Genomic DNA, 17,351 nt, shown 5'->3' with positions numbered 1-17,351 from the left:
AAAAAAAGCCCCGACAAGTCGGGGCTTTGGGGTGTTGCTTAACGCTTACTCGCCGATGACAGCCTTGTACGCTGCAGCATCCAGCAGCTTGTCCAGCTCAGCCTTGTCGCTTGGCTTGAGCTTGAAGATCCACGCGCCATACGGGTCGGAGTTCAGCAGCTCGGGCGAGGCGCCCAGTTCTTCGTTGATTGCGATGACTTCACCGCTGACCGGCGAATAGATATCGGAAGCGGCTTTCACCGACTCGACCACACCGGATTGATCACCGGCAGCGAACACCTTGCCCACTTCGGTCAGTTCGACGAACACCACATCGCCCAGCGCTTCCTGCGCGTGATCGCTGATGCCCACAGTTACGGTGCCGTCGGCTTCCAGACGGGCCCATTCGTGACTTTCGGCAAAACGCAGTTCGGCAGGGATATCGCTCATCTTCGGTGTCCTCAAGAAATTGTCAGCGGGCTGCCCGCCGGAAAAGGTTAGATCAAAGTTTTGCCATGGCGTACGAAGGTCGGTTTGACCACTCGTACCGGGTACCACTTGCCACGGATTTCCACTTCGGCGCGGTCGGCGGTGGCCATCGGCACACGCGCCAGGGCAATCGATTTGCTTAGCGTAGGAGAGAAACTACCACTGGTGATCTCCCCTTCGCCAACATCAGCGATGCGAACCACTTGATGAGCGCGCAAAACACCGCGCTCTTCCAGCACCAGGCCGACCAGTTTGTGTGCAACACCGGCGGCTTTTTCCGCTTCCAGCGCGGCGCGGCCGATGAACTGGCGCGTAGTCGGTTCCCAGGCAATGCTCCAGGCCATGTTCGAGGCCAGCGGCGAAACGTCTTGATGAATGTCCTGACCGTAAAGGTTCATACCGGCTTCAACCCGCAGAGTGTCACGGGCGCCGAGGCCGATCGGGGAAATGCCGGCACCGACCAGATCGTTGAAGAACCCCGGCGCCTGATTGGCCGGCAGACAGATTTCCAGACCATCCTCACCGGTATAACCGGTACGGGCGATAAACCAGTCGCCATCGGTATAGCCTTCGAAGGGTTTGAGGTGCTGGATCAGCGTGGCGCGCGACTGGGTCACCAGTTCGGCAATCTTGTGCCGGGCCTGCGGACCTTGAATGGCGAGCATCGCCAGTTCGGCGCGTTCGTGCAGTTGCACGTCGTAATCGCCGCGCTGCGCGTTCATCCAGGCCAGATCCTGATCGCGGGTGGAGGCATTGAACACCAGGCGATAACAGTCATCGAGACGATAGACGATCATGTCATCGACGATGCCGCCGCGCTCGTTGAGCATGGTGCTGTACAACGCACGGCCGGGGCGGTGCAGGCGGTCGACATCATTGGCCAGCAGATGCTGAAGCCAGGCCTTGGCCTGACTGCCGGTGACATCGATCACGGTCATGTGGGATACATCGAACACCCCGCAATCGCGGCGCACTTCGTGGTGCTCCTCGACCTGCGAGCCGTAATGCAGTGGCATGTCCCAACCGCCAAAATCGACCATCTTCGCGCCTAAGGCGAGATGCAGGTCATACAGAGGCGTACGCTGTCCCATGGGTTTCTCCTTCCGGGCGTGGCGAAGGTGCGGACAGCCGCTGCACGGGTGAAAGCCTTGAAATAGAAGGCTCTCAGCCGATTCCAGCGAACAGGTCTGTCAGACTAACCGCACCGAATGCCGCGCATTGTAGCCGCATGATTCAGGACTGACGACTAAGTGTTTCTGTGCGCAGAACGGCGAATCAGTCCGATGACCGGCAATAAGCCGACCAGAACCAGCGTCAACGCCGGCAATGACGCCCGTGCCCATTCGCCTTCGCTGGTCATTTCAAAGATCCGCACCGCCAGCGTGTCCCAGCCAAACGGGCGCATCAGCAGGGTCGCGGGCATTTCCTTGAGCACATCGACGAACACCAGCAACGCGGCGCTCAGCGTGCCGGGCAGCAACAGTGGCAGATACACTTTGAAAAACAGTCGCGGCCCACTGACACCGAGGCTACGTGCTGCTTCGGGCAAAGATGGCCGTATACGCGCCAAGCTGTTTTCCAGCGGGCCGTACGCGACAGCGATGAAGCGCACCAGATAGGCCATCAGCAGAGCGGCCAGACTGCCGAGCAGCAGCGGTTTGGCAGCGCCGCCGAACCAGCCTGACAGTGGGATCACCAGCTCACGGTCCAGATAACTGAACGCCAGCATGATCGACACCGCCAGCACCGAACCCGGCAAGGCGTAACCGAGGTTGGCCAGACCAACCCCGGAGTTGATCGCTGGCGTCGGCGCCAGTCGCCGAGCGAACGCTAGCAGTAGGGCAACACTGACCGTAATCAGCGCCGCCATGCCGCCCAGATACAGGGTGTGCAGGATCAGCCCGGCGTAACGCTCATCCAGATCGAAACGTCCACGCTGCCAGAACCAGACGATCAGTTGCAGCATCGGGATGACAAAAGCGCAGGCGAAGACCAATCCGCACCAGCTCATCGCCGCGAGCGCCTTGAATCCACGCAGGTGGTACAGCGCCTTGACCCGTGGCCGCTCGTTGCTTGCCCGATTAGCCCCGCGCGCACGGCGTTCACCGTAGAGCACCAGCATCACCACCAGCAGCAACAGGCTGGCCAGTTGCGCCGCGCTCGACAGGCTGAAGAAGCCGTACCAGGTTTTGTAGATCGCCGTGGTGAAGGTGTCGAAGTTGAACACCGACACCGCGCCGAAATCCGCCAGGGTTTCCATCAGCGCCAGCGCCACACCCGCACCGATGGCCGGCCGCGCCATCGGCAATGCCACGCGCCAGAAGGCTTGCCACGGCGATTGCCCGAGCACCCGCGCCGCTTCCATCAGGCCTTTGCCTTGGGCGAGGAACGCCGTGCGCGCCAGCAGGTAAACGTAGGGATAGAAGACCAGCACCAGCACGATGATCACCCCGCTGGTGGAGCGCACCCGTGGCAGCCGCAGGCCGGTGCCGAACCATTCGCGCAGCAAGGTCTGCACTGGGCCGGCGAAGTCGAGCAGGCCGACGAAAACGAAGGCCAACACATAGGCGGGAATGGCGAAAGGCAGCATCAGTGCCCAGTCGAGCCAGCGCCGCCCGGGGAATTCGCAGAGGCTGGTGAGCCAGGCGAGGCTGACACCGAGCAGCGTCACACCGACACCGACGCCGACGACCAGCGTCAGGGTGTTGCCCAGCAGGCGTGGCATCTGGGTTTGCCACAAGTGCGACCAGATCTGCTGATCGATGGTTTGCCAGGAGAGCAGCAGGACACTCAGGGGCAACAGCACCAGCGCGGCGATGGCGAAGACGATGGGGTACCAGCGGCGTTGGGCGGGGTGGGCCACTTTTGGGTCTCTGGGGGATTGGGTGTTCTTGGATTGAGTATTTCAGGTTGGGATTGCTGCCCTCACCCTAGCCCTCTCCCGGAGGGAGAGGGGACTGACCGCGTAGTTTATGAGAATTACGCCGACCTGAGATATCGAGTCGAACTCAAGTTTCGAAAACAACACAGATCGGCTCCCTCTCCCTTGGGAGAGGGCTGGGGTGAGGGGCTGCGATCTTGAAGCAGACAAGTCTATCGGAAAAGCCTCAATTCCAACCCGCCCGATCCATCATCCGGATCGCTTCAGCCTGACGCTTGCCCGCCACTTCCACCGGCAACGTATCGGCAATGAACTTGCCCCACGCCGCTACTTCTTCCGAAGGCGCCACCGCCGGGTTAGCCGGGAATTCCTGGTTCACATCAGCAAAAATCTTCTGCGCCTCAGGCGTGGTCATCCACTCAACCAAAGCCTTGGCGGCCTCCGGGTGCGGCGCATGTTTGGTCAAGCCAATGCCGGACAGGTTCACGTGCACACCACGATCGGCCTGGTTCGGCCAGAACAGTTTCACCGGCAACTCCGGCTTCTGCTTGTGCAGGCGGCCGTAGTAGTACGTGTTGACGATGCCGACATCGCACTGACCGGCGTTGATCGCTTCGAGCACCGCAACGTCATCGGAGAACACGTCGGTGGACAGGTTGTTGACCCAGCCCTTGAGGATTTTTTCGGTCTTCTCGGCGCCATGGACTTCGATCATGGTCGCGGTCAGCGACTGGTTGTAGACCTTCTTCGCCGTGCGCAGGCACAGGCGCCCTTCCCAGTTCTTGTCGGCCAGCGCTTCGTAGGTGGTCAGCTCGCCCGGCTTCACGCGTTCGGTGGAGTAGGCGATGGTCCGCGCGCGCAGGCTCAGGCCAGTCCAGGCGTGAGTGGACGAGCGATATTGCAGGGGAATATTGGCGTCGATGGTTTTCGAGGTGAACGGCTGCAAGATGCCCATCTGCTCGGCCTGCCAGAGGTTACCGGCGTCGACGGTGAGCAGCAGGTCGGCGGTGGCGTTTTCACCCTCGGCCTTGATGCGCTGCATCAGCGGCGCTTCCTTGTCGGTGATGAACTTGATCTTCACCCCGGTCTTGGCGGTGTAGGCATCGAAGACCGGTTTGATCAGTTCATCGATGCGCGACGAGTAAACCACCACCTCATCAGCGGCCTGGGCCGTGGTGCTGCCGATCAGGGTCAAGGCCAGTGCGGTCAGAAGACGCTTGGGTGCCAACATGGGAGTGGTCTCTCGGTCGGGAAATGTGGGCCAAATGATAAGGACTCACATTTACCACCTCAATCGAACTCTTTTTGAAGGAGTTACCAGATGTTGCATGATTGACCGCCACCCCTGTAGGAGTGAGCCTGCTCGCGATGAGGCCATCAGCAGCAACGAAAAGATCAAGGCTTTGCGAGCGCCGGAAGATCACCCGTCAACCCGAGGGCCTCCCGCACAAATAACGCCTTCGCCTCCGGCATCTGCTCAACCAGCTTCAACCCGGCATTCCTTAACCAACGCACCGGCAACGGATCAGCCTGAAACAACCGCTCAAACCCTTCCATCGCCGCCATCAACGCCAGGTTATGCGGCATGCGCCGACGCTCGTAACGGCTCAACACCTTCACATCGGCCAAACGCTCACCGCGTTCCGCCGCCTGCAACAGCACTTCAGCGAGCACCGCCGCATCAAGGAACCCCAGATTCACACCCTGCCCCGCCAACGGGTGAATGGTGTGCGCCGCATCGCCGATCAACGCCAAGCCTTCAGCCACATAGCGTTTGGCGTGGCGCTGACGCAGCGGCACGCACAGTCGCGGGTCAGCACTGATTACCTCACCAAGACGCCCCTCAAAGGCGCGTTCCAGCTCACGGCAGAAATCCGCTTCATCCAGCGCCATCAAACGCTCGGCTTCGCTCGGCGTGGTCGACCAGACGATCGAACACCAATCCTGCTGCCCGTCACGCTCCAGCGGCAAAAACGCCAACGGCCCGTGATCGGTAAAACGCTGCCACGCAGTCATCTGGTGCGGTTTAGTGCTGCGCACACTGGTGACGATGGCGTGGTGCAGATAATCCCACTCACGCGTCGCCACACCGGTCAGACGTCGCACTGCCGAATTGGCGCCGTCAGCGGCAATCACCAGCGGCGCGCGTAACTGTCGACCATCGGCCAGCGTCAGCAGCCAGTCATCGCCCGAGCGGCGCATCTGTTCCAGCCGCGCATTGGCCAGCATGCCCAGATCGCAATCGTGCAAACGGTCGAGCAAGGCATCCTGCACCACGCGGTTTTCGACGATATGACCGAGTACCTCGGCATGCACGCTGCTCGCCGAGAAATGAATCTGCCCGGTGCCGCTGCCGTCCCAGACGTGCATGTCGGTGTACGGGCTGCTGCGGCGTTTGGCGATGCCGTCCCACACGCCAAGGCGTTCGAGAATCCGCTGACTGGCGGCCGACAAGGCGCTCACGCGCGGTTCAAACGCCGCGTCGGCATCGAACGGTTTGACACTCAGCGGGCTGCCATCGAGCAGCAGGACTTCCAGGCCGCTGTCCTGCAACGCCAACGCCAAGGCACTGCCGACCATTCCGGCTCCGACAATCAGCAGATCTGCGCGCATTTCCATGCTTTAAGCCTGTCTCGCTTGCGGCTTGAGCCGCACGTAAAGGGTTTTACCGACCCGCGCCACCAGATTGCCGGCGCCGTCATGAATGTCGACCTGCAACTGCGGCAGGTACTTTTCGCCATTGGCGGTCTGCCGGCGAACCTCGGCGAGCAATGTCTCGTCGATCGTGAACCGGGCGAACACCGGGCCTTTGCCCGGCGCAATGAAATCGATGTCGGCAGCCTTGTCCCAGACGATGTACTTCGATCCGAGGTTTTCCATGAGCATCAGCATGAAGAACGGATCGACCATCGAATACAGACTGCCGCCAAACTGCGTGCCGACGTAGTTGCGGTTGTACCAGCCCAGCCCCATCGACACCTGCACGTCGCGAAAATCATCGCTGATGTGCCGAACCCGAACACCGGCGCCTAGATATGGTGGGTAGAACGTCATGATCCAGCGCATCAACCGCGCCTTGCCGAACGAACGGATCAACCAGTTACGCATCCGGACGCGTTCCCAAACCCATGGCCTGACGCGCAAACCAGCGCTTGGCCGGCGGCAACAGATCGAGACCGAGCAAACCGATGTTGCGCCCCAGCGAAACCAGCGGCTGCGTGCTGCCGAACAGCCGCGTGACCTGATCGGAAAAACCGACGGTGAGGTCCTGATCGAGGCGCTGCCGCTCGCGATAAGCCTGCAACGTGGCGAAGTCGCCCAGCGGCTTTTCACTGGACAACAACGCGGCGGCCAAGGCATCGGCATCACGCAGCGAGAGGTTGAAACCCTGCCCGGCTATCGGGTGCAGGCTATGCGCGGCATTACCGAGCACGGCCAGATGCGAACGCACCTGCTCTTCGGCTTCGACCAGCATCAGCGGATACAAATGCCGTGCGCCAACCTGCTTCAAAGTTCCGAGGCGATAACCGAACACACCCTGCAATTCGCTGAGGAAATCGCGCTCGCTCAAATCGGCCAAGCGCTGCGCGTCCATGCCCAGACGCGTCCAGACCAGTGCGCAGCGGTTGTCCGGCAGCGGCAGCAGCGCCATCGGCCCTTCGTCAGTGAAGCGCTCGAAGGCCATGCCGTTGTGCGCTTCGCTCGGGGTGATGTTGGCGATCAGCGCACTCTGGTTGTACGGACGCTTGCGCACGTTGATACCCAACTGCTCGCGCAGACCGGAGCGACCGCCATCGGCGAGCACCGCAAGGTCGCATTCCAGCGTGGTTTCATCGTTGAGGGTCAGGCGATAGCCGTCGGGCAGCGGTTCCATGCGCGTGACTTCCGCCGGGCAGCGCCAACTGATTACGTCTTTGTCGATGTGCTGCCACAGGCACTGGCCAAGCCAGGCGTTCTCCACCACGTAACCGAGCGCTGGCACGCCCTCTTCCATCGCCGACAAGCGCGCGGTAGAGAAACGGCCACGGTCGGACACGTGAATCTGTTTGATCGGCTCGGCGCGACGGGAGATTTCCTGCCACACGCCCAAGCGTTGATAAATCTGCCGCGAGCCGAAGGACAACGCCGACGAACGTGCGTCGTAGCTCGGCTGCCAGCTGTCGCCGGGAGCGAACGGCTCGATCAGCACGATCTTCCAGCCTCGCGCCTTGGCGCCGGCCTGTAAGGCCAACGCCAGACTGGCGCCGACCAGACCGCCACCGATGATTGCCAGATTGACTCGACTCATGCCGCGTGTGTCCTTGCTTGCGCCATCAGCGCTTCGATGTCGGCGACGGTTTTCGGCACGCCGCTGGTGAGGATTTCACAACCGGTTTTGGTCACCACCACGTCGTCCTCGATGCGCACGCCGATGCCGCGCCATTTCTTCGCAACGTTCTGATTGTCCGGAGCGATGTAGATGCCCGGTTCCACGGTCAGCGCCATGCCGACTTCCAGCACGCGCCATTCGCCGCCGACCTTGTACTCGCCGACGTCGTGTACATCCATGCCCAGCCAGTGACCGGCGCGGTGCATATAGAAAGCTTTGTAGGCTTCACTGGCGATCAATTCATCGACCTCGCCTTGCAGCAATCCGAGCTTCACCAGCCCCGTGGTAATCACTCGAACCGTGGCTTCGTGCGCCTGATTCCAGTGCTTGTTCGGGGCGATTTCAGCGAACGCGGCTTCCTGCGAGGCCAGTACCAATTCGTAGATCGCTTTCTGCTCGGGCGAAAACTTGCCGTTGACCGGCCAGGTGCGGGTGATGTCGCTGGCGTAGCAATCGATCTCGCAGCCAGCGTCGATCAACACCAGATCGCCGTCCTTGAGCACTGCGTCATTCTGCTGGTAATGCAGGATGCAGCTGTTGCGCCCGGCGGCGACGATGGAACCGTACGCGGGCATTTTCGCCCCGCCCTTGCGGAATTCGTAGTCGAGTTCGGCTTCGAGGCTGTACTCGTGGAGCCCGGCCCGACTGGCTTGCATCGCGCGGATGTGGGCTTGCGCCGAGATCCGTGCGGCTTCGCGCATCACCTTCACTTCCGCCGCCGATTTATACAGGCGCATGTCGTGCAGCAGATGATCCAGGGCAACGAATTCGTTCGGCGGCTGGGCGCCAAGATGCGCCTTGGAGCGGATGACGTTGATCCAGTCCATCAAGTGGCGATCGAATTCGGGGTTGCTGCCCATCGCCGAATACACCCGGTCACGGCCTTCGATCAGGCCGGGGAGGATGTCGTCGATGTCGGTGATCGGGAAAGCGTCGTCGGCCCCGAAGTCGCGGATCGCGCCTTCCTGGCCTGCGCGCAAGCCGTCCCACAATTCGCGTTCGGCGTTGCGCTCACGGCAGAACAGCACGTATTCGCCGTGCTCGCGGCCGGGCATCAAAACGATGACGGCTTGCGGCTCGGGAAACCCGCTGAGGTACTGGAAGTCGCTATCCTGGCGGTAGACGTGCTCGACGTCGCGGTTGCGAATGGCCACCGCGGCGGCGGGCAAAATCGCAATGCTGTTGGGTTCCATCTGCGCCATCAGAGCCTTGCGGCGACGGCTGTATTCCGCTTTCGGGATATGGGTCATGGGCAGATGGCTTTCCCTGGCACGCGATTAATGCAGCGACGGCTTGGCGGCTGGCGGCACGTCGGCTTTCTTGGTTTCCGAGAACAGCAGCAGCGGCGCGACGCGCAGGTACTCCATGACTTCCATGTAGTCGGTCTCGCCGTCTTCGGATTCTTCGAGGGCGTCTTGCACCTGAGAAATGGCGGCCAGATCCTGCAGCACTTCGGTGGCTTCCGTGCTGAGCATGCTGCTGTCGCGGCAGTTCAGGCCGAAACCGCTGAGGAAGCCCTGGCACCATTCGCCCAGTGCAGCGGCGCGGTCGGCCAGTGGCGCATCATCGGTCGGCAGCAGCAGGACGACAGTGACGTCGTCGCCGGTCAGTTCACCTTTGACCATCTCTTGCAGGCCGATCAAGGCGTTACGGACGTTGTCCTGGATATCGCCTTCGAGCAGTTCGGCGGCGTCGATCAACCAGCCTTCGTTATCGAAGCCGGCACCGGCGCAGCTGCGTCCGAGCAGCACGCCGTGCAGTTCGGCAGGCGAGACGTTGTGGCCGCTGGCAGTCAGCAGGGTGGCAAAGGCTTGGTACGGGGAATTCGCAATGGTCATGGGCAGCTAGGCGCCAGACGGCGCTATGTCTAGAATGAAGGCCTTGTATCCTACATCGACAGACTCGCCAAGACTATTAAAGGCTGTCCGCCAGCTATCCCATCAGACAGACTCCGACCCAGTGGACACAATGGAAGACACCGACCTGCAAGCGCTGATGGCCAGACTCGAACTGCTGATTGGCCGAGTCGAGCAACTTAAGAGCCAAAACGCACTCTTACTAGCTCAGGAAAAGACCTGGCGCGAGGAACGCGCTCACCTCATTGAAAAAAACGAAATCGCCCGGCGTAAGGTCGAATCGATGATTTCGCGCCTCAAGGCCCTGGAGCAAGACTCATGAGTTCAAGCAATAGCGTCACCGTGCAGATCCTCGATAAAGAGTATTCGATCATCTGTCCGCAGGAAGAACGCAGCAATCTGGTCAGCGCCGCGCGCTACCTGGATGGCAAGATGCGCGAAATCCGCAGCAGCGGCAAAGTCATCGGCGCCGATCGCATTGCTGTGATGGCCGCGCTGAACATCACCCATGACCTCTTGCACAAAGAAGAGCGCCCGGATATCCAGGCCAGCGGTTCGACCCGTGAACAGGTGCGCGACTTGCTTGATCGTGTCGATCTGGTGCTCGCCGACGATCAGACCACCACCAAGGGCTGATTCGACTGGCCGCATGCGGTATACTCGCGGCACTCCCTGGGGTGCTTGCCAGTTGACGATGTCCCTGAGCCGATTCGCACTACCCTGGAAGTTGCACGTTGGGCTGGTGTGCATGTCCGCTAGACGGAAAGCCTTAAAGTCTACTGCATCTTCCACCTTGAACTTTCGGGTTCAAGGGCTAAGTTGACAGCGGTTCATCCGGGGAGCCTGATTCGAATCCGATGTCGGTGAAAACCGCCATCGGATTTTTTATGCGTACGTTTTTGCACCCATCCCGCTGAAGCCGAACCATGACCGAACCCGCGCTGCTGCCCCGCCCGCAACTCCGCCGCCTGCTGCGCAAGGCGCGCCGTGCGCTGAGCAAAAGCGAACAACGCCAGGCTGCCAAGGGCCTGTACCGGCAGTTGGCGCAAGACCCGCACTTTCGCCGGGCCAGACACATCTCTTTGTATTTGCCCACCGACGGTGAAATCGATCCGCGCCTGCTGCTGCGTGAAGCCCAGCGTCGCGGCAAAGCGACCTACCTGCCGGTGCTCAGCGCCTGGCCGCGGACCAAGATGGTTTTCCAGCGCATTCGTCCCGGGGAAAAACTCAAACCCAATCGCTTCCGCATTCTCGAGCCGCGCGCCAATCTGGCGCAGCAACGCAAAGTCTGGGCGCTGGATCTGGTGTTGTTGCCGTTGGTAGGGTTTGACGATGTCGGCGGGCGCCTGGGCATGGGCGGCGGTTTCTATGATCGCAGTCTGGGGTATCTGGCTCGACGCAAAAGCTGGCGCAAGCCGACGTTGCTGGGGCTGGCCCATGAATGTCAGAAGGTCGAGCGGTTGGCGCAGGCGAGTTGGGATGTACCGTTACAGGGCACGGTCAGCGACAAGGCGTGGTATTTCGCAGGATAGGACGCCGCGCAGATCAGCGGCGTCGAAAAGCCGTTTCAGCGCTTGAAGGCTGTCGACTGTTGAACCTGTTGCGCGACTTCGATCGGCGCATCGGCCTTATTGGCCCACAGGCTCTGCGCGTAACCGGTGGTCACGACGCCCAGGCCGAACAAAATTACCAAAGTCCATAGTAAATCCGGTTTGCGTTTCATCGATTGCCCCCCTCAAGGCACATCATCACGATGACAGCAGCGGTTTCCGTTTGTAGGCCGTGCAGCAGCGTCAAGCTTTAAAGGCCGGCATTTTGCGACAACGTGAACCTGCGCGCAAACGCTGACGTCAACCGACTGTCGGTTTGTCATAAAATTGCCCGACAACCTGCCCAATGACCGTTTCAGGAGCACAAAACCATGGCCTATTGGCTGATGAAGTCCGAGCCCGACGAACTCTCGATCAAAGGTCTGGAAAAACTCGGCAAAGCGCGCTGGGACGGGGTTCGCAACTATCAGGCGCGCAACTTCCTGCGTGCGATGGCGGTGGGCGATGAGTTCTTTTTTTACCATTCCAGTTGCCCGGAGCCGGGAATTGCCGGAATCGGCAAAATAATCGCAGCGGCGTACCCGGATCCCACCGCACTGGAGCCGGAAAGTCATTACTTCGACCCGAAGGCTACAGCGGAGAAAAATGCCTGGAGCGCGATTGACGTTGAACACGTCGAGACGTTTGCGCGGGTGTTGAAGCTGGATTATTTGAAGCAGCAGACCGCGTTGGCCGAGATGCCGTTGGTGCAGAAGGGTTCGCGGTTGTCGGTGATGCCGGTGACGGCTGAGCAGTGGGCGGCGGTGATCACCCTCAAACCCTGATTTATTTGGCGCCTGCCATAATGCAATCGCTGGCAAGCCAGCTCCCACAGGATTTGCGATGGAACACAATATTGTGATCGCCGCAGAACCTTGTGGGAGCTGGCTGCCAGCGATGAGGCCGGCCCGGACAACAGAAGATTTATTGAATGATCAGGTTGTTGAACAACAGATCTTCAACCACCGGCTTGCCGGTCTCGTCATTCATCACTTGCTGGGTCTGTTTCAGCGCTTCCTGACGCAGCTTCTCTTTACCTTCGATGCTGCCCATCGCCTCGGTGGTCTGCTGCGTAAACAACGCCACCAGTTGATTACGGATCAGCGGCTCGTTGGCCTTGACCAGTTTGGTCGCTTCTTCACCAGTCACGCGCAATGCCACATCGGCCTTGTAGACCTTGAGCTTCGGCGTGCCGTCCAGCCCGTAGTTGCCCACAAATGGCGGGCTCAGGGTGATGTAGTTGACCTTCGGCGCCTCGCCTTCTTTGGCTTCTTCGGCCAGCGCTGCCACAGGCAGAGACAGGGCCAGCAACAACATGATCCACGCTTTCACAATTCGCTCCTTATCCGGTTTGCGGCCTAGCATAACGACCCGCCGCGCAAGCACAAGCTTATGGCTGACTATCAGGGCCGGGCATGCTCGTTGACCCGTTGACTGACACACCTACACTTATCGGCCATCACTCCCAAAGGAATAGCCCTGATGAAAGCCGTGCTGTGCAAAGCCTTCGGCCCTGCCGAATCGCTGGTGCTGGAAGACGTCGCCAGTCCCGCCCTGAAGAAGAACGAAATCCTGCTGGACGTGCACGCCGCCGGGGTCAACTTCCCGGACACGCTGATCATCGAGGGCAAATACCAGTTCAAGCCGCCCTTCCCGTTCTCGCCGGGCGGAGAAGCCGCAGGCGTGGTCCGCGAAGTCGGGGAAAAGGTCAGCCACCTCAAGGTTGGTGACCGCGTCATGGCCCTGACCGGTTGGGGCAGCTTCGCCGAACAGGTCGCGGTGCCAGGCTATAACGTGCTGCCGATCCCGCCGTCGATGGACTTCAATATCGCTGCCGCCTTCAGCATGACCTACGGCACCTCGATGCATGCGCTCAAGCAACGCGCCAACCTGCAACCGGGCGAAACCCTGCTGGTGCTCGGCGCTTCCGGCGGTGTCGGCCTGGCGGCTGTGGAAATCGGCAAAGCCATGGGCGCCCGCGTGATTGCTGCCGCCAGCAGCGCCGAGAAACTCGCGGTGGCCAAGGCTGCGGGCGCCGATGAGCTGATCAACTACAGCGAAACCAGCCTCAAGGACGAAATCAAACGCCTCACCGACGGCCAGGGCGCCGATGTGATTTACGACCCGGTCGGCGGCGACCTGTTCGACCAGGCCATCCGCGCCATCGCCTGGAATGGCCGCCTGCTGGTGGTCGGCTTCGCCAGCGGGCGCATTCCGGAGTTGCCAGTCAATCTCGCCCTGCTCAAAGGCGCGGCGGTACTCGGCGTGTTCTGGGGCTCCTTCGCCCAGCGCCAGCCGCAAGACAATGCGGCGAACTTCCAGCAATTGTTCGGTTGGTTTGCCGAGGGCAAGTTGAAGCCGCTGGTGTCGCAGGTCTATCCGCTGAGCAATGCCGCACAGGCGATCAATGACCTTGGCCAGCGCAAGGCTGTAGGCAAGGTTGTGGTGCAGGTTCGCTGAGTGACCTTTCGATAAAGGCCAGAATGTCCGGTTCGGTTGTACTGGCCTTTGCTATCAAAGCAACTCACGAATCTCCGCCGGCAACAGGCTCATGAATTTGCGCGCAGGGCTCTCTCGACAAGCCCTGACAATCTTTTCAACCTGCCGATTCATCCTGGCAATCATCGCCAGACGCTGTGCCTCCGGTAGCTGAGTTTTATGGAAGACGTTCGATAGATAGGCGCGGGTTTGTGCGAACACCGTCGAATCGATCCATGAGTACTCTGCAATGTTGGCGAGGTTGTCGTTAACTGCACGGCATCGCAAGGCTTTCAGTTGCTGGTTGACGTGAATGGGTTGATCCAGATCGAGCCGAAAGACTATCGGCGCGACGACTTCCTGCTTTTCGGGTTTGTCCTCCTCTACAGCCCAAGGCTTGAAACGCCACTGCACCAGCGCAACTCTGACCGCTTCAGCCAGATCGGGGTGGTCGCTTTTCAGAATGCTGATTTCGCTGACCGAGCCATCCGCCCTGACGATGAAACGAGCCTTAACCTCTCCCGTAATCCCGGCCCTGGACAATGCCAGTGGATAAATTGGTCGGGGGTTGTCTTCGGGAATCAACAGCGCTCCTGCCGCTTGCACGACACCGCCGACCAGCAACAAAAGCAACGCCACAATCCACCGCATGATCCGCCCCCTGAGCACCCGAATGCCGATCCCGGCAACAGCACAAAGGTTACGGAGCTATGACGTTTAACTGAATGGCGCAACTTCTGCTTTGGACGCAGGACGTTTCCCAAGACACGACGGTAAATCGGGCGAACGCACCACGCGAATGCTCAAAGGTAACTTTTCTGACGGACCCTTTTACCGTTTCAGCCTGCAATATCGCCTGGCATCAGATGTTCCTGAACCTTCTCGCTACGCGACTTGATCAACTGCCCCTTGTCATCGAAACGCAAAACAATCAGCCAGTCATAAACATCCACCGGCCATTTCGGCTGACCGATCAGTGCCGGGCCGTCTCCGCCGAACGCCGCAATCAGTTTGTTGATGTGGCTGTGGTGCCAGGCGATCAGCACGGTTTTCGCCTGATTATTCTTGCGCAGCGAGCTGACCAGTTTGTCGACGTCGTTATTGGCGTAGGGCTGCTCGATCGGCAGTTGCAGGCGCTGGGACAGTGCAATCAGCGTCTGTCGCGGGCGGATGCTTTCCGGGCTGTCGGCGGTAGCGATCAGACGTTGGGGTGTGAGTGTCTGGTCGTCCAACTGCAACGAGGTGAAATAGTCCGCGTAAGCCGCGGCGCGCTGTTCGCCCCGGGCATTGAGTTCTCGGCCGACATCAGGCTTTTCTGCATGGCGGATGATCAATACGGTGACATTGCGCAGGCCTGGTGCTGCAGAACCTTGGGCGAAGCTCAGTGCCAACACTGAAACAGTCACCGCTGCGACCATCAACAGTCTGGGCAATAGCCTGCGAACTTTCGGGGTCATCGCTTATCTCGAGATATCAGTCGATCTGTAGATCGCGAGTCTAAGTCACAACGTCCCGAGCGCGACAAAAACGCCCTGTTCTTACAGCTGAGCGACAGGTTCGTAAAGGAACACGCGACTTCCAACATTTTCCGCTATTTGCTCGATGCGAACCGGTGCTATTTTCGGTAACGAAACTGTAACATTCGCATCCGCAGTCAAAACAAGAAATCTGGAGCTCTTGAATGTTTGCTTTCTTTCGTCCTGCCGCACATCAGGCTCCATTGCCTGAAGAAAAAATAGACAGCACCTACCGACGCCTGCGCTGGCAGATCTTCGCCGGTATTTTCTTTGGCTACGCGGGTTACTACCTGCTGCGCAAAAACTTTTCCCTGGCCATGCCGTACCTGATCGACGAAGGCTACAGCCGCGGCGACCTGGGTCTGGCGATGTCGGCAATCGCCATCGCTTATGGTTTGTCGAAATTCCTCATGGGCCTGGTGTCCGACCGTTCCAACCCGCGCTACTTCCTGCCGTTCGGCCTGCTGGTCTCGGCCGGGGTAATGTTCATTTTCGGTTTCGCGCCTTGGGCAACGTCCAGCGTGACCATGATGTTCATTCTGCTGTTCATCAACGGCTGGGCCCAGGGCATGGGCTGGCCGCCAAGTGGCCGGACCATGGTGCACTGGTGGTCGCAGAAGGAGCGTGGCGGCGTGGTGTCCGTGTGGAACGTGGCGCATAACGTCGGCGGCGGTCTGATCGGCCCGCTGTTCCTGCTCGGCATGGGCTTGTTCAACGACTGGCATGCAGCGTTCTACGTACCGGCAGCGGTAGCGCTGGGCGTCGCGGTGTTCGCGTTCATCACCATGCGTGACACCCCGCAATCGGTCGGCCTGCCGCCAATCGAGAAGTACAAGAACGATTACCCGGAAGGCTACGACGCCAGCCACGAAGATGAATTCAGCGCGAAAGAGATCTTCGTCAAATACGTGCTGCGCAACAAAATGCTCTGGTACATCGCCATGGCCAACGTCTTCGTCTATCTACTGCGCTACGGCGTACTGGACTGGGCACCGACGTACCTGAAGGAAGCCAAGGGTTTCACCGTCGATAAAACCTCGTGGGCCTATTTCTTCTACGAATGGGCGGGTATCCCGGGCACGCTGCTGTGCGGCTGGATGTCGGACAAGATCTTCCGTGGCAACCGTGGCCTGACCGGCATGGTGTTCATGGCACTGGTGACCGTGGCAACGCTGGTCTATTGGCTGAACCCGGCCGGCAACCCGACCGTCGACATGATCGCGCTGTTCTCGATCGGCTTCCTGATCTACGGCCCGGTGATGCTGATCGGCCTGCAAGCGCTGGAGCTGGCACCGAAGAAAGCCGCTGGCACCGCTGCGGGTTTCACTGGCCTGTTCGGTTATCTGGGTGGCTCGGTCGCGGCCAGTGCGGCGATGGGCTACACCGTGGACCATTTCGGCTGGGACGGTGGTTTTGTCCTGCTGGTGGGCGCTTGCCTGCTGTCGATGGCCTTCCTGGCCCCGACGCTGTGGCACAAGCAAGTCGCCAGTCAGAGCCGTGAAGCGGTCGCTTGATCGGCCTGTGACTTACAGCGCTTGAGCCGCGCCTCCAGATTGCGATCTGGCATGGCGTGGCTGCGCAGGGCGTGCGCGGTCTGCTCGACATAATCGCGAGTGGTACCGTAACGCCCGCTGGCGCTTTCGAACACTTGGCTCAGCACGTGATCCGGCAAGTTGCCGGCATAGCTGGGCAGGTGTCGCTCCAACACAAATCCCAAGGCCTGAACCTGACTGCCATCTTCAAGACGGCAGTTGAGCCAGTGTGGCCGATAGGACGGCACCGGCATCTCGCGTTTCCACAGCGCATAGAGTGCGGTATCGAGATTGTCTTCCGGCAAGCGGTAGGCAAAGCCACTGCACGAACCGCCACGATCCAGACCAAACACCAGACCAGGCATTTCCGGCGTACCGCGGTGCTCGTGCGACCACAGGTACAGGCCGCGATGGTAGCCATGCACACGTCCGCGCACCCGCTCCACCGCCGAACACTCCGGCCGCCAGATCAGCGAACCATAGGCGAACAGCCACACCGGCCCGCCCTTGTGGCGCGCCATGGTCGATTGCATGGAAGCGAGAAGTTGTTCGTGCGTCAGCTGCGGCCCAAGATCGAGCCGCGGAGGGTAATTCAAATTCAGAAAAGCGTTTTCAATGGCGCTCATGGCGAATAGCGTTCAGCTCCCCGCGGGTGAAGAAT

General features: G+C 60.3%; 20 protein-coding genes and 1 other RNA gene. 7 read left to right on the top strand and 14 right to left on the bottom strand.

Annotation, left to right across the window (positions count from 1 at the left end; translation table 11 throughout):
- Positions 1-45 precede the first annotated feature (45 nt).
- The 9 genes from gcvH to ACM6JQ_RS20570 all read right to left on the bottom strand — a co-directional run bounded on the left by gcvH (position 46) and on the right by ACM6JQ_RS20570 (position 9,556).
- On the bottom strand, positions 46-429 hold the full coding sequence (gene gcvH / locus ACM6JQ_RS20610) for a glycine cleavage system protein GcvH (protein ID WP_414894586.1): 384 nt from the start codon (positions 427-429) through the stop codon (positions 46-48).
- Positions 430-476: 47 nt separating this feature from the next.
- Complete coding sequence (gcvT, locus tag ACM6JQ_RS20605; RefSeq protein WP_414894585.1) at positions 477-1,559, bottom strand: glycine cleavage system aminomethyltransferase GcvT; 1,083 nt, start codon at positions 1,557-1,559, stop codon at positions 477-479.
- 155 nt (positions 1,560-1,714) lie between these two features.
- A complete protein-coding gene (locus tag ACM6JQ_RS20600; RefSeq protein WP_414894584.1) occupies positions 1,715-3,331 on the bottom strand; it encodes an ABC transporter permease in 1,617 nt (538 codons plus the stop codon).
- A gap of 244 nt (positions 3,332-3,575) precedes the next feature.
- The gene (locus ACM6JQ_RS20595) at positions 3,576-4,580 is read right to left on the bottom strand and encodes an extracellular solute-binding protein (RefSeq protein WP_016772637.1); all 1,005 of its coding nucleotides are present in this window, start codon (positions 4,578-4,580) and stop codon (positions 3,576-3,578) included.
- A gap of 164 nt (positions 4,581-4,744) precedes the next feature.
- A complete protein-coding gene (locus ACM6JQ_RS20590) occupies positions 4,745-5,962 on the bottom strand; it encodes a 2-octaprenyl-3-methyl-6-methoxy-1,4-benzoquinol hydroxylase (protein WP_414894610.1) in 1,218 nt (405 codons plus the stop codon).
- A 9-nt stretch (positions 5,963-5,971) separates the two neighbouring features.
- Positions 5,972-6,457 carry a DUF4442 domain-containing protein gene (locus ACM6JQ_RS20585; protein ID WP_007911204.1) on the bottom strand — a complete coding sequence of 162 codons (486 nt, stop codon included), beginning with the start codon at positions 6,455-6,457 and terminating at the stop codon, positions 5,972-5,974.
- Positions 6,450-7,637, bottom strand: coding sequence for a 2-octaprenyl-6-methoxyphenyl hydroxylase (gene ubiH, locus ACM6JQ_RS20580; RefSeq protein ID WP_095112840.1), 1,188 nt, complete (start codon positions 7,635-7,637; stop codon positions 6,450-6,452). The genes ACM6JQ_RS20585 and ubiH overlap by 8 nt, the downstream gene beginning before the upstream one ends.
- Positions 7,634-8,968 carry a Xaa-Pro aminopeptidase gene (gene pepP / locus ACM6JQ_RS20575; RefSeq protein WP_007911201.1) on the bottom strand — a complete coding sequence of 445 codons (1,335 nt, stop codon included), beginning with the start codon at positions 8,966-8,968 and terminating at the stop codon, positions 7,634-7,636. The genes ubiH and pepP overlap by 4 nt, the downstream gene beginning before the upstream one ends.
- 27 nt (positions 8,969-8,995) lie before the next feature.
- Positions 8,996-9,556: a YecA family protein gene (locus ACM6JQ_RS20570; RefSeq protein WP_134176010.1), complete on the bottom strand. Its 561-nt coding sequence runs from the start codon at positions 9,554-9,556 to the stop codon at positions 8,996-8,998.
- Positions 9,557-9,686: 130 nt separating this feature from the next.
- Between ACM6JQ_RS20570 and ACM6JQ_RS20565 the strand changes: the two genes are divergently transcribed.
- The 4 genes from ACM6JQ_RS20565 to ACM6JQ_RS20550 all read left to right on the top strand — a co-directional run bounded on the left by ACM6JQ_RS20565 (position 9,687) and on the right by ACM6JQ_RS20550 (position 11,106).
- Positions 9,687-9,896, top strand: a complete 210-nt coding sequence (locus ACM6JQ_RS20565) for a TIGR02449 family protein (RefSeq protein WP_007911197.1) — start codon at positions 9,687-9,689, stop codon at positions 9,894-9,896.
- Positions 9,893-10,210: a cell division protein ZapA gene (locus ACM6JQ_RS20560; RefSeq protein ID WP_007911195.1), complete on the top strand. Its 318-nt coding sequence runs from the start codon at positions 9,893-9,895 to the stop codon at positions 10,208-10,210. The genes ACM6JQ_RS20565 and ACM6JQ_RS20560 overlap by 4 nt, the downstream gene beginning before the upstream one ends.
- Positions 10,211-10,240: 30 nt before the next feature.
- Positions 10,241-10,419: non-coding RNA, 6S RNA (gene ssrS / locus ACM6JQ_RS20555), on the top strand.
- An 81-nt stretch (positions 10,420-10,500) separates the two neighbouring features.
- Positions 10,501-11,106, top strand: coding sequence for a 5-formyltetrahydrofolate cyclo-ligase (locus ACM6JQ_RS20550; RefSeq protein ID WP_095112863.1), 606 nt, complete (start codon positions 10,501-10,503; stop codon positions 11,104-11,106).
- Between the two features lie 35 nt (positions 11,107-11,141).
- Here ACM6JQ_RS20550 and ACM6JQ_RS20545 read toward each other — a convergent pair whose 3' ends face one another.
- Positions 11,142-11,297 carry a hypothetical protein gene (locus ACM6JQ_RS20545; RefSeq protein ID WP_007911192.1) on the bottom strand — a complete coding sequence of 52 codons (156 nt, stop codon included), beginning with the start codon at positions 11,295-11,297 and terminating at the stop codon, positions 11,142-11,144.
- A gap of 198 nt (positions 11,298-11,495) precedes the next feature.
- On the opposite strand from ACM6JQ_RS20545, the gene ACM6JQ_RS20540 reads away from it, so the two are divergent.
- Positions 11,496-11,948 carry an EVE domain-containing protein gene (locus ACM6JQ_RS20540; protein WP_007911191.1) on the top strand — a complete coding sequence of 151 codons (453 nt, stop codon included), beginning with the start codon at positions 11,496-11,498 and terminating at the stop codon, positions 11,946-11,948.
- Positions 11,949-12,087: 139 nt separating this feature from the next.
- Here the strand turns inward: ACM6JQ_RS20540 and ACM6JQ_RS20535 are convergent, their stop codons facing one another.
- The gene (locus ACM6JQ_RS20535) at positions 12,088-12,495 is read right to left on the bottom strand and encodes a flagellar basal body-associated protein FliL (protein ID WP_027610485.1); all 408 of its coding nucleotides are present in this window, start codon (positions 12,493-12,495) and stop codon (positions 12,088-12,090) included.
- A 150-nt stretch (positions 12,496-12,645) separates the two neighbouring features.
- On the opposite strand from ACM6JQ_RS20535, the gene ACM6JQ_RS20530 reads away from it, so the two are divergent.
- Positions 12,646-13,623 carry an NADPH:quinone oxidoreductase family protein gene (locus tag ACM6JQ_RS20530; protein WP_007911184.1) on the top strand — a complete coding sequence of 326 codons (978 nt, stop codon included), beginning with the start codon at positions 12,646-12,648 and terminating at the stop codon, positions 13,621-13,623.
- Positions 13,624-13,677: 54 nt separating this feature from the next.
- On the opposite strand, the gene ACM6JQ_RS20525 is transcribed toward ACM6JQ_RS20530, so the two are convergent.
- A complete protein-coding gene (locus ACM6JQ_RS20525; RefSeq protein WP_414894609.1) occupies positions 13,678-14,292 on the bottom strand; it encodes an energy transducer TonB in 615 nt (204 codons plus the stop codon).
- A 188-nt stretch (positions 14,293-14,480) separates the two neighbouring features.
- A complete protein-coding gene (locus ACM6JQ_RS20520; RefSeq protein ID WP_095112844.1) occupies positions 14,481-15,098 on the bottom strand; it encodes a flagellar basal body-associated protein FliL in 618 nt (205 codons plus the stop codon).
- 224 nt (positions 15,099-15,322) lie between these two features.
- On the opposite strand from ACM6JQ_RS20520, the gene glpT reads away from it, so the two are divergent.
- The gene (glpT, locus tag ACM6JQ_RS20515; protein ID WP_007911178.1) at positions 15,323-16,672 is read left to right on the top strand and encodes a glycerol-3-phosphate transporter; all 1,350 of its coding nucleotides are present in this window, start codon (positions 15,323-15,325) and stop codon (positions 16,670-16,672) included.
- Here glpT and ACM6JQ_RS20510 read toward each other — a convergent pair.
- Positions 16,648-17,316, bottom strand: a complete 669-nt coding sequence (locus ACM6JQ_RS20510; protein WP_414894583.1) for a gamma-glutamylcyclotransferase — start codon at positions 17,314-17,316, stop codon at positions 16,648-16,650. The two genes, glpT and ACM6JQ_RS20510, sit on opposite strands and share 25 nt — an antisense overlap.
- Positions 17,317-17,351: the final 35 nt, after the last annotated feature.

Origin of the sequence: Pseudomonas sp. IT-232MI5, assembly GCF_949767845.1 — a bacterium.
Classification (GTDB): Bacteria; Pseudomonadota; Gammaproteobacteria; order Pseudomonadales; family Pseudomonadaceae; genus Aquipseudomonas.
Note: the sequence above shows the minus strand (reverse complement) of the source record. Positions and strands in the feature narration are given on the sequence as shown.

Excerpts from the sequence above, each read along its gene's own strand:
- gcvH (WP_414894586.1), bottom strand. The coding sequence starts at position 429 with ATGAGCGATATCCCTGCCGAACTGCGTTTTGCCGAAAGTCACGAATGG.
- gcvT (WP_414894585.1), bottom strand. The coding sequence starts at position 1,559 with ATGGGACAGCGTACGCCTCTGTATGACCTGCATCTCGCCTTAGGCGCG.
- ACM6JQ_RS20595 (WP_016772637.1), bottom strand. The coding sequence starts at position 4,580 with ATGTTGGCACCCAAGCGTCTTCTGACCGCACTGGCCTTGACCCTGATC.
- ACM6JQ_RS20590 (WP_414894610.1), bottom strand. The coding sequence starts at position 5,962 with ATGCGCGCAGATCTGCTGATTGTCGGAGCCGGAATGGTCGGCAGTGCC.
- ACM6JQ_RS20585 (WP_007911204.1), bottom strand. The coding sequence starts at position 6,457 with ATGCGTAACTGGTTGATCCGTTCGTTCGGCAAGGCGCGGTTGATGCGC.
- ubiH (WP_095112840.1), bottom strand. The coding sequence starts at position 7,637 with ATGAGTCGAGTCAATCTGGCAATCATCGGTGGCGGTCTGGTCGGCGCC.
- pepP (WP_007911201.1), bottom strand. The coding sequence starts at position 8,968 with ATGACCCATATCCCGAAAGCGGAATACAGCCGTCGCCGCAAGGCTCTG.
- ACM6JQ_RS20570 (WP_134176010.1), bottom strand. The coding sequence starts at position 9,556 with ATGACCATTGCGAATTCCCCGTACCAAGCCTTTGCCACCCTGCTGACT.
- ACM6JQ_RS20565 (WP_007911197.1), top strand. The coding sequence starts at position 9,687 with ATGGAAGACACCGACCTGCAAGCGCTGATGGCCAGACTCGAACTGCTG.
- ACM6JQ_RS20560 (WP_007911195.1), top strand. The coding sequence starts at position 9,893 with ATGAGTTCAAGCAATAGCGTCACCGTGCAGATCCTCGATAAAGAGTAT.
- ACM6JQ_RS20550 (WP_095112863.1), top strand. The coding sequence starts at position 10,501 with ATGACCGAACCCGCGCTGCTGCCCCGCCCGCAACTCCGCCGCCTGCTG.
- ACM6JQ_RS20545 (WP_007911192.1), bottom strand. The coding sequence starts at position 11,297 with ATGAAACGCAAACCGGATTTACTATGGACTTTGGTAATTTTGTTCGGC.
- ACM6JQ_RS20540 (WP_007911191.1), top strand. The coding sequence starts at position 11,496 with ATGGCCTATTGGCTGATGAAGTCCGAGCCCGACGAACTCTCGATCAAA.
- ACM6JQ_RS20530 (WP_007911184.1), top strand. The coding sequence starts at position 12,646 with ATGAAAGCCGTGCTGTGCAAAGCCTTCGGCCCTGCCGAATCGCTGGTG.
- ACM6JQ_RS20525 (WP_414894609.1), bottom strand. The coding sequence starts at position 14,292 with ATGCGGTGGATTGTGGCGTTGCTTTTGTTGCTGGTCGGCGGTGTCGTG.
- ACM6JQ_RS20520 (WP_095112844.1), bottom strand. The coding sequence starts at position 15,098 with ATGACCCCGAAAGTTCGCAGGCTATTGCCCAGACTGTTGATGGTCGCA.
- glpT (WP_007911178.1), top strand. The coding sequence starts at position 15,323 with ATGTTTGCTTTCTTTCGTCCTGCCGCACATCAGGCTCCATTGCCTGAA.
- ACM6JQ_RS20510 (WP_414894583.1), bottom strand. The coding sequence starts at position 17,316 with ATGAGCGCCATTGAAAACGCTTTTCTGAATTTGAATTACCCTCCGCGG.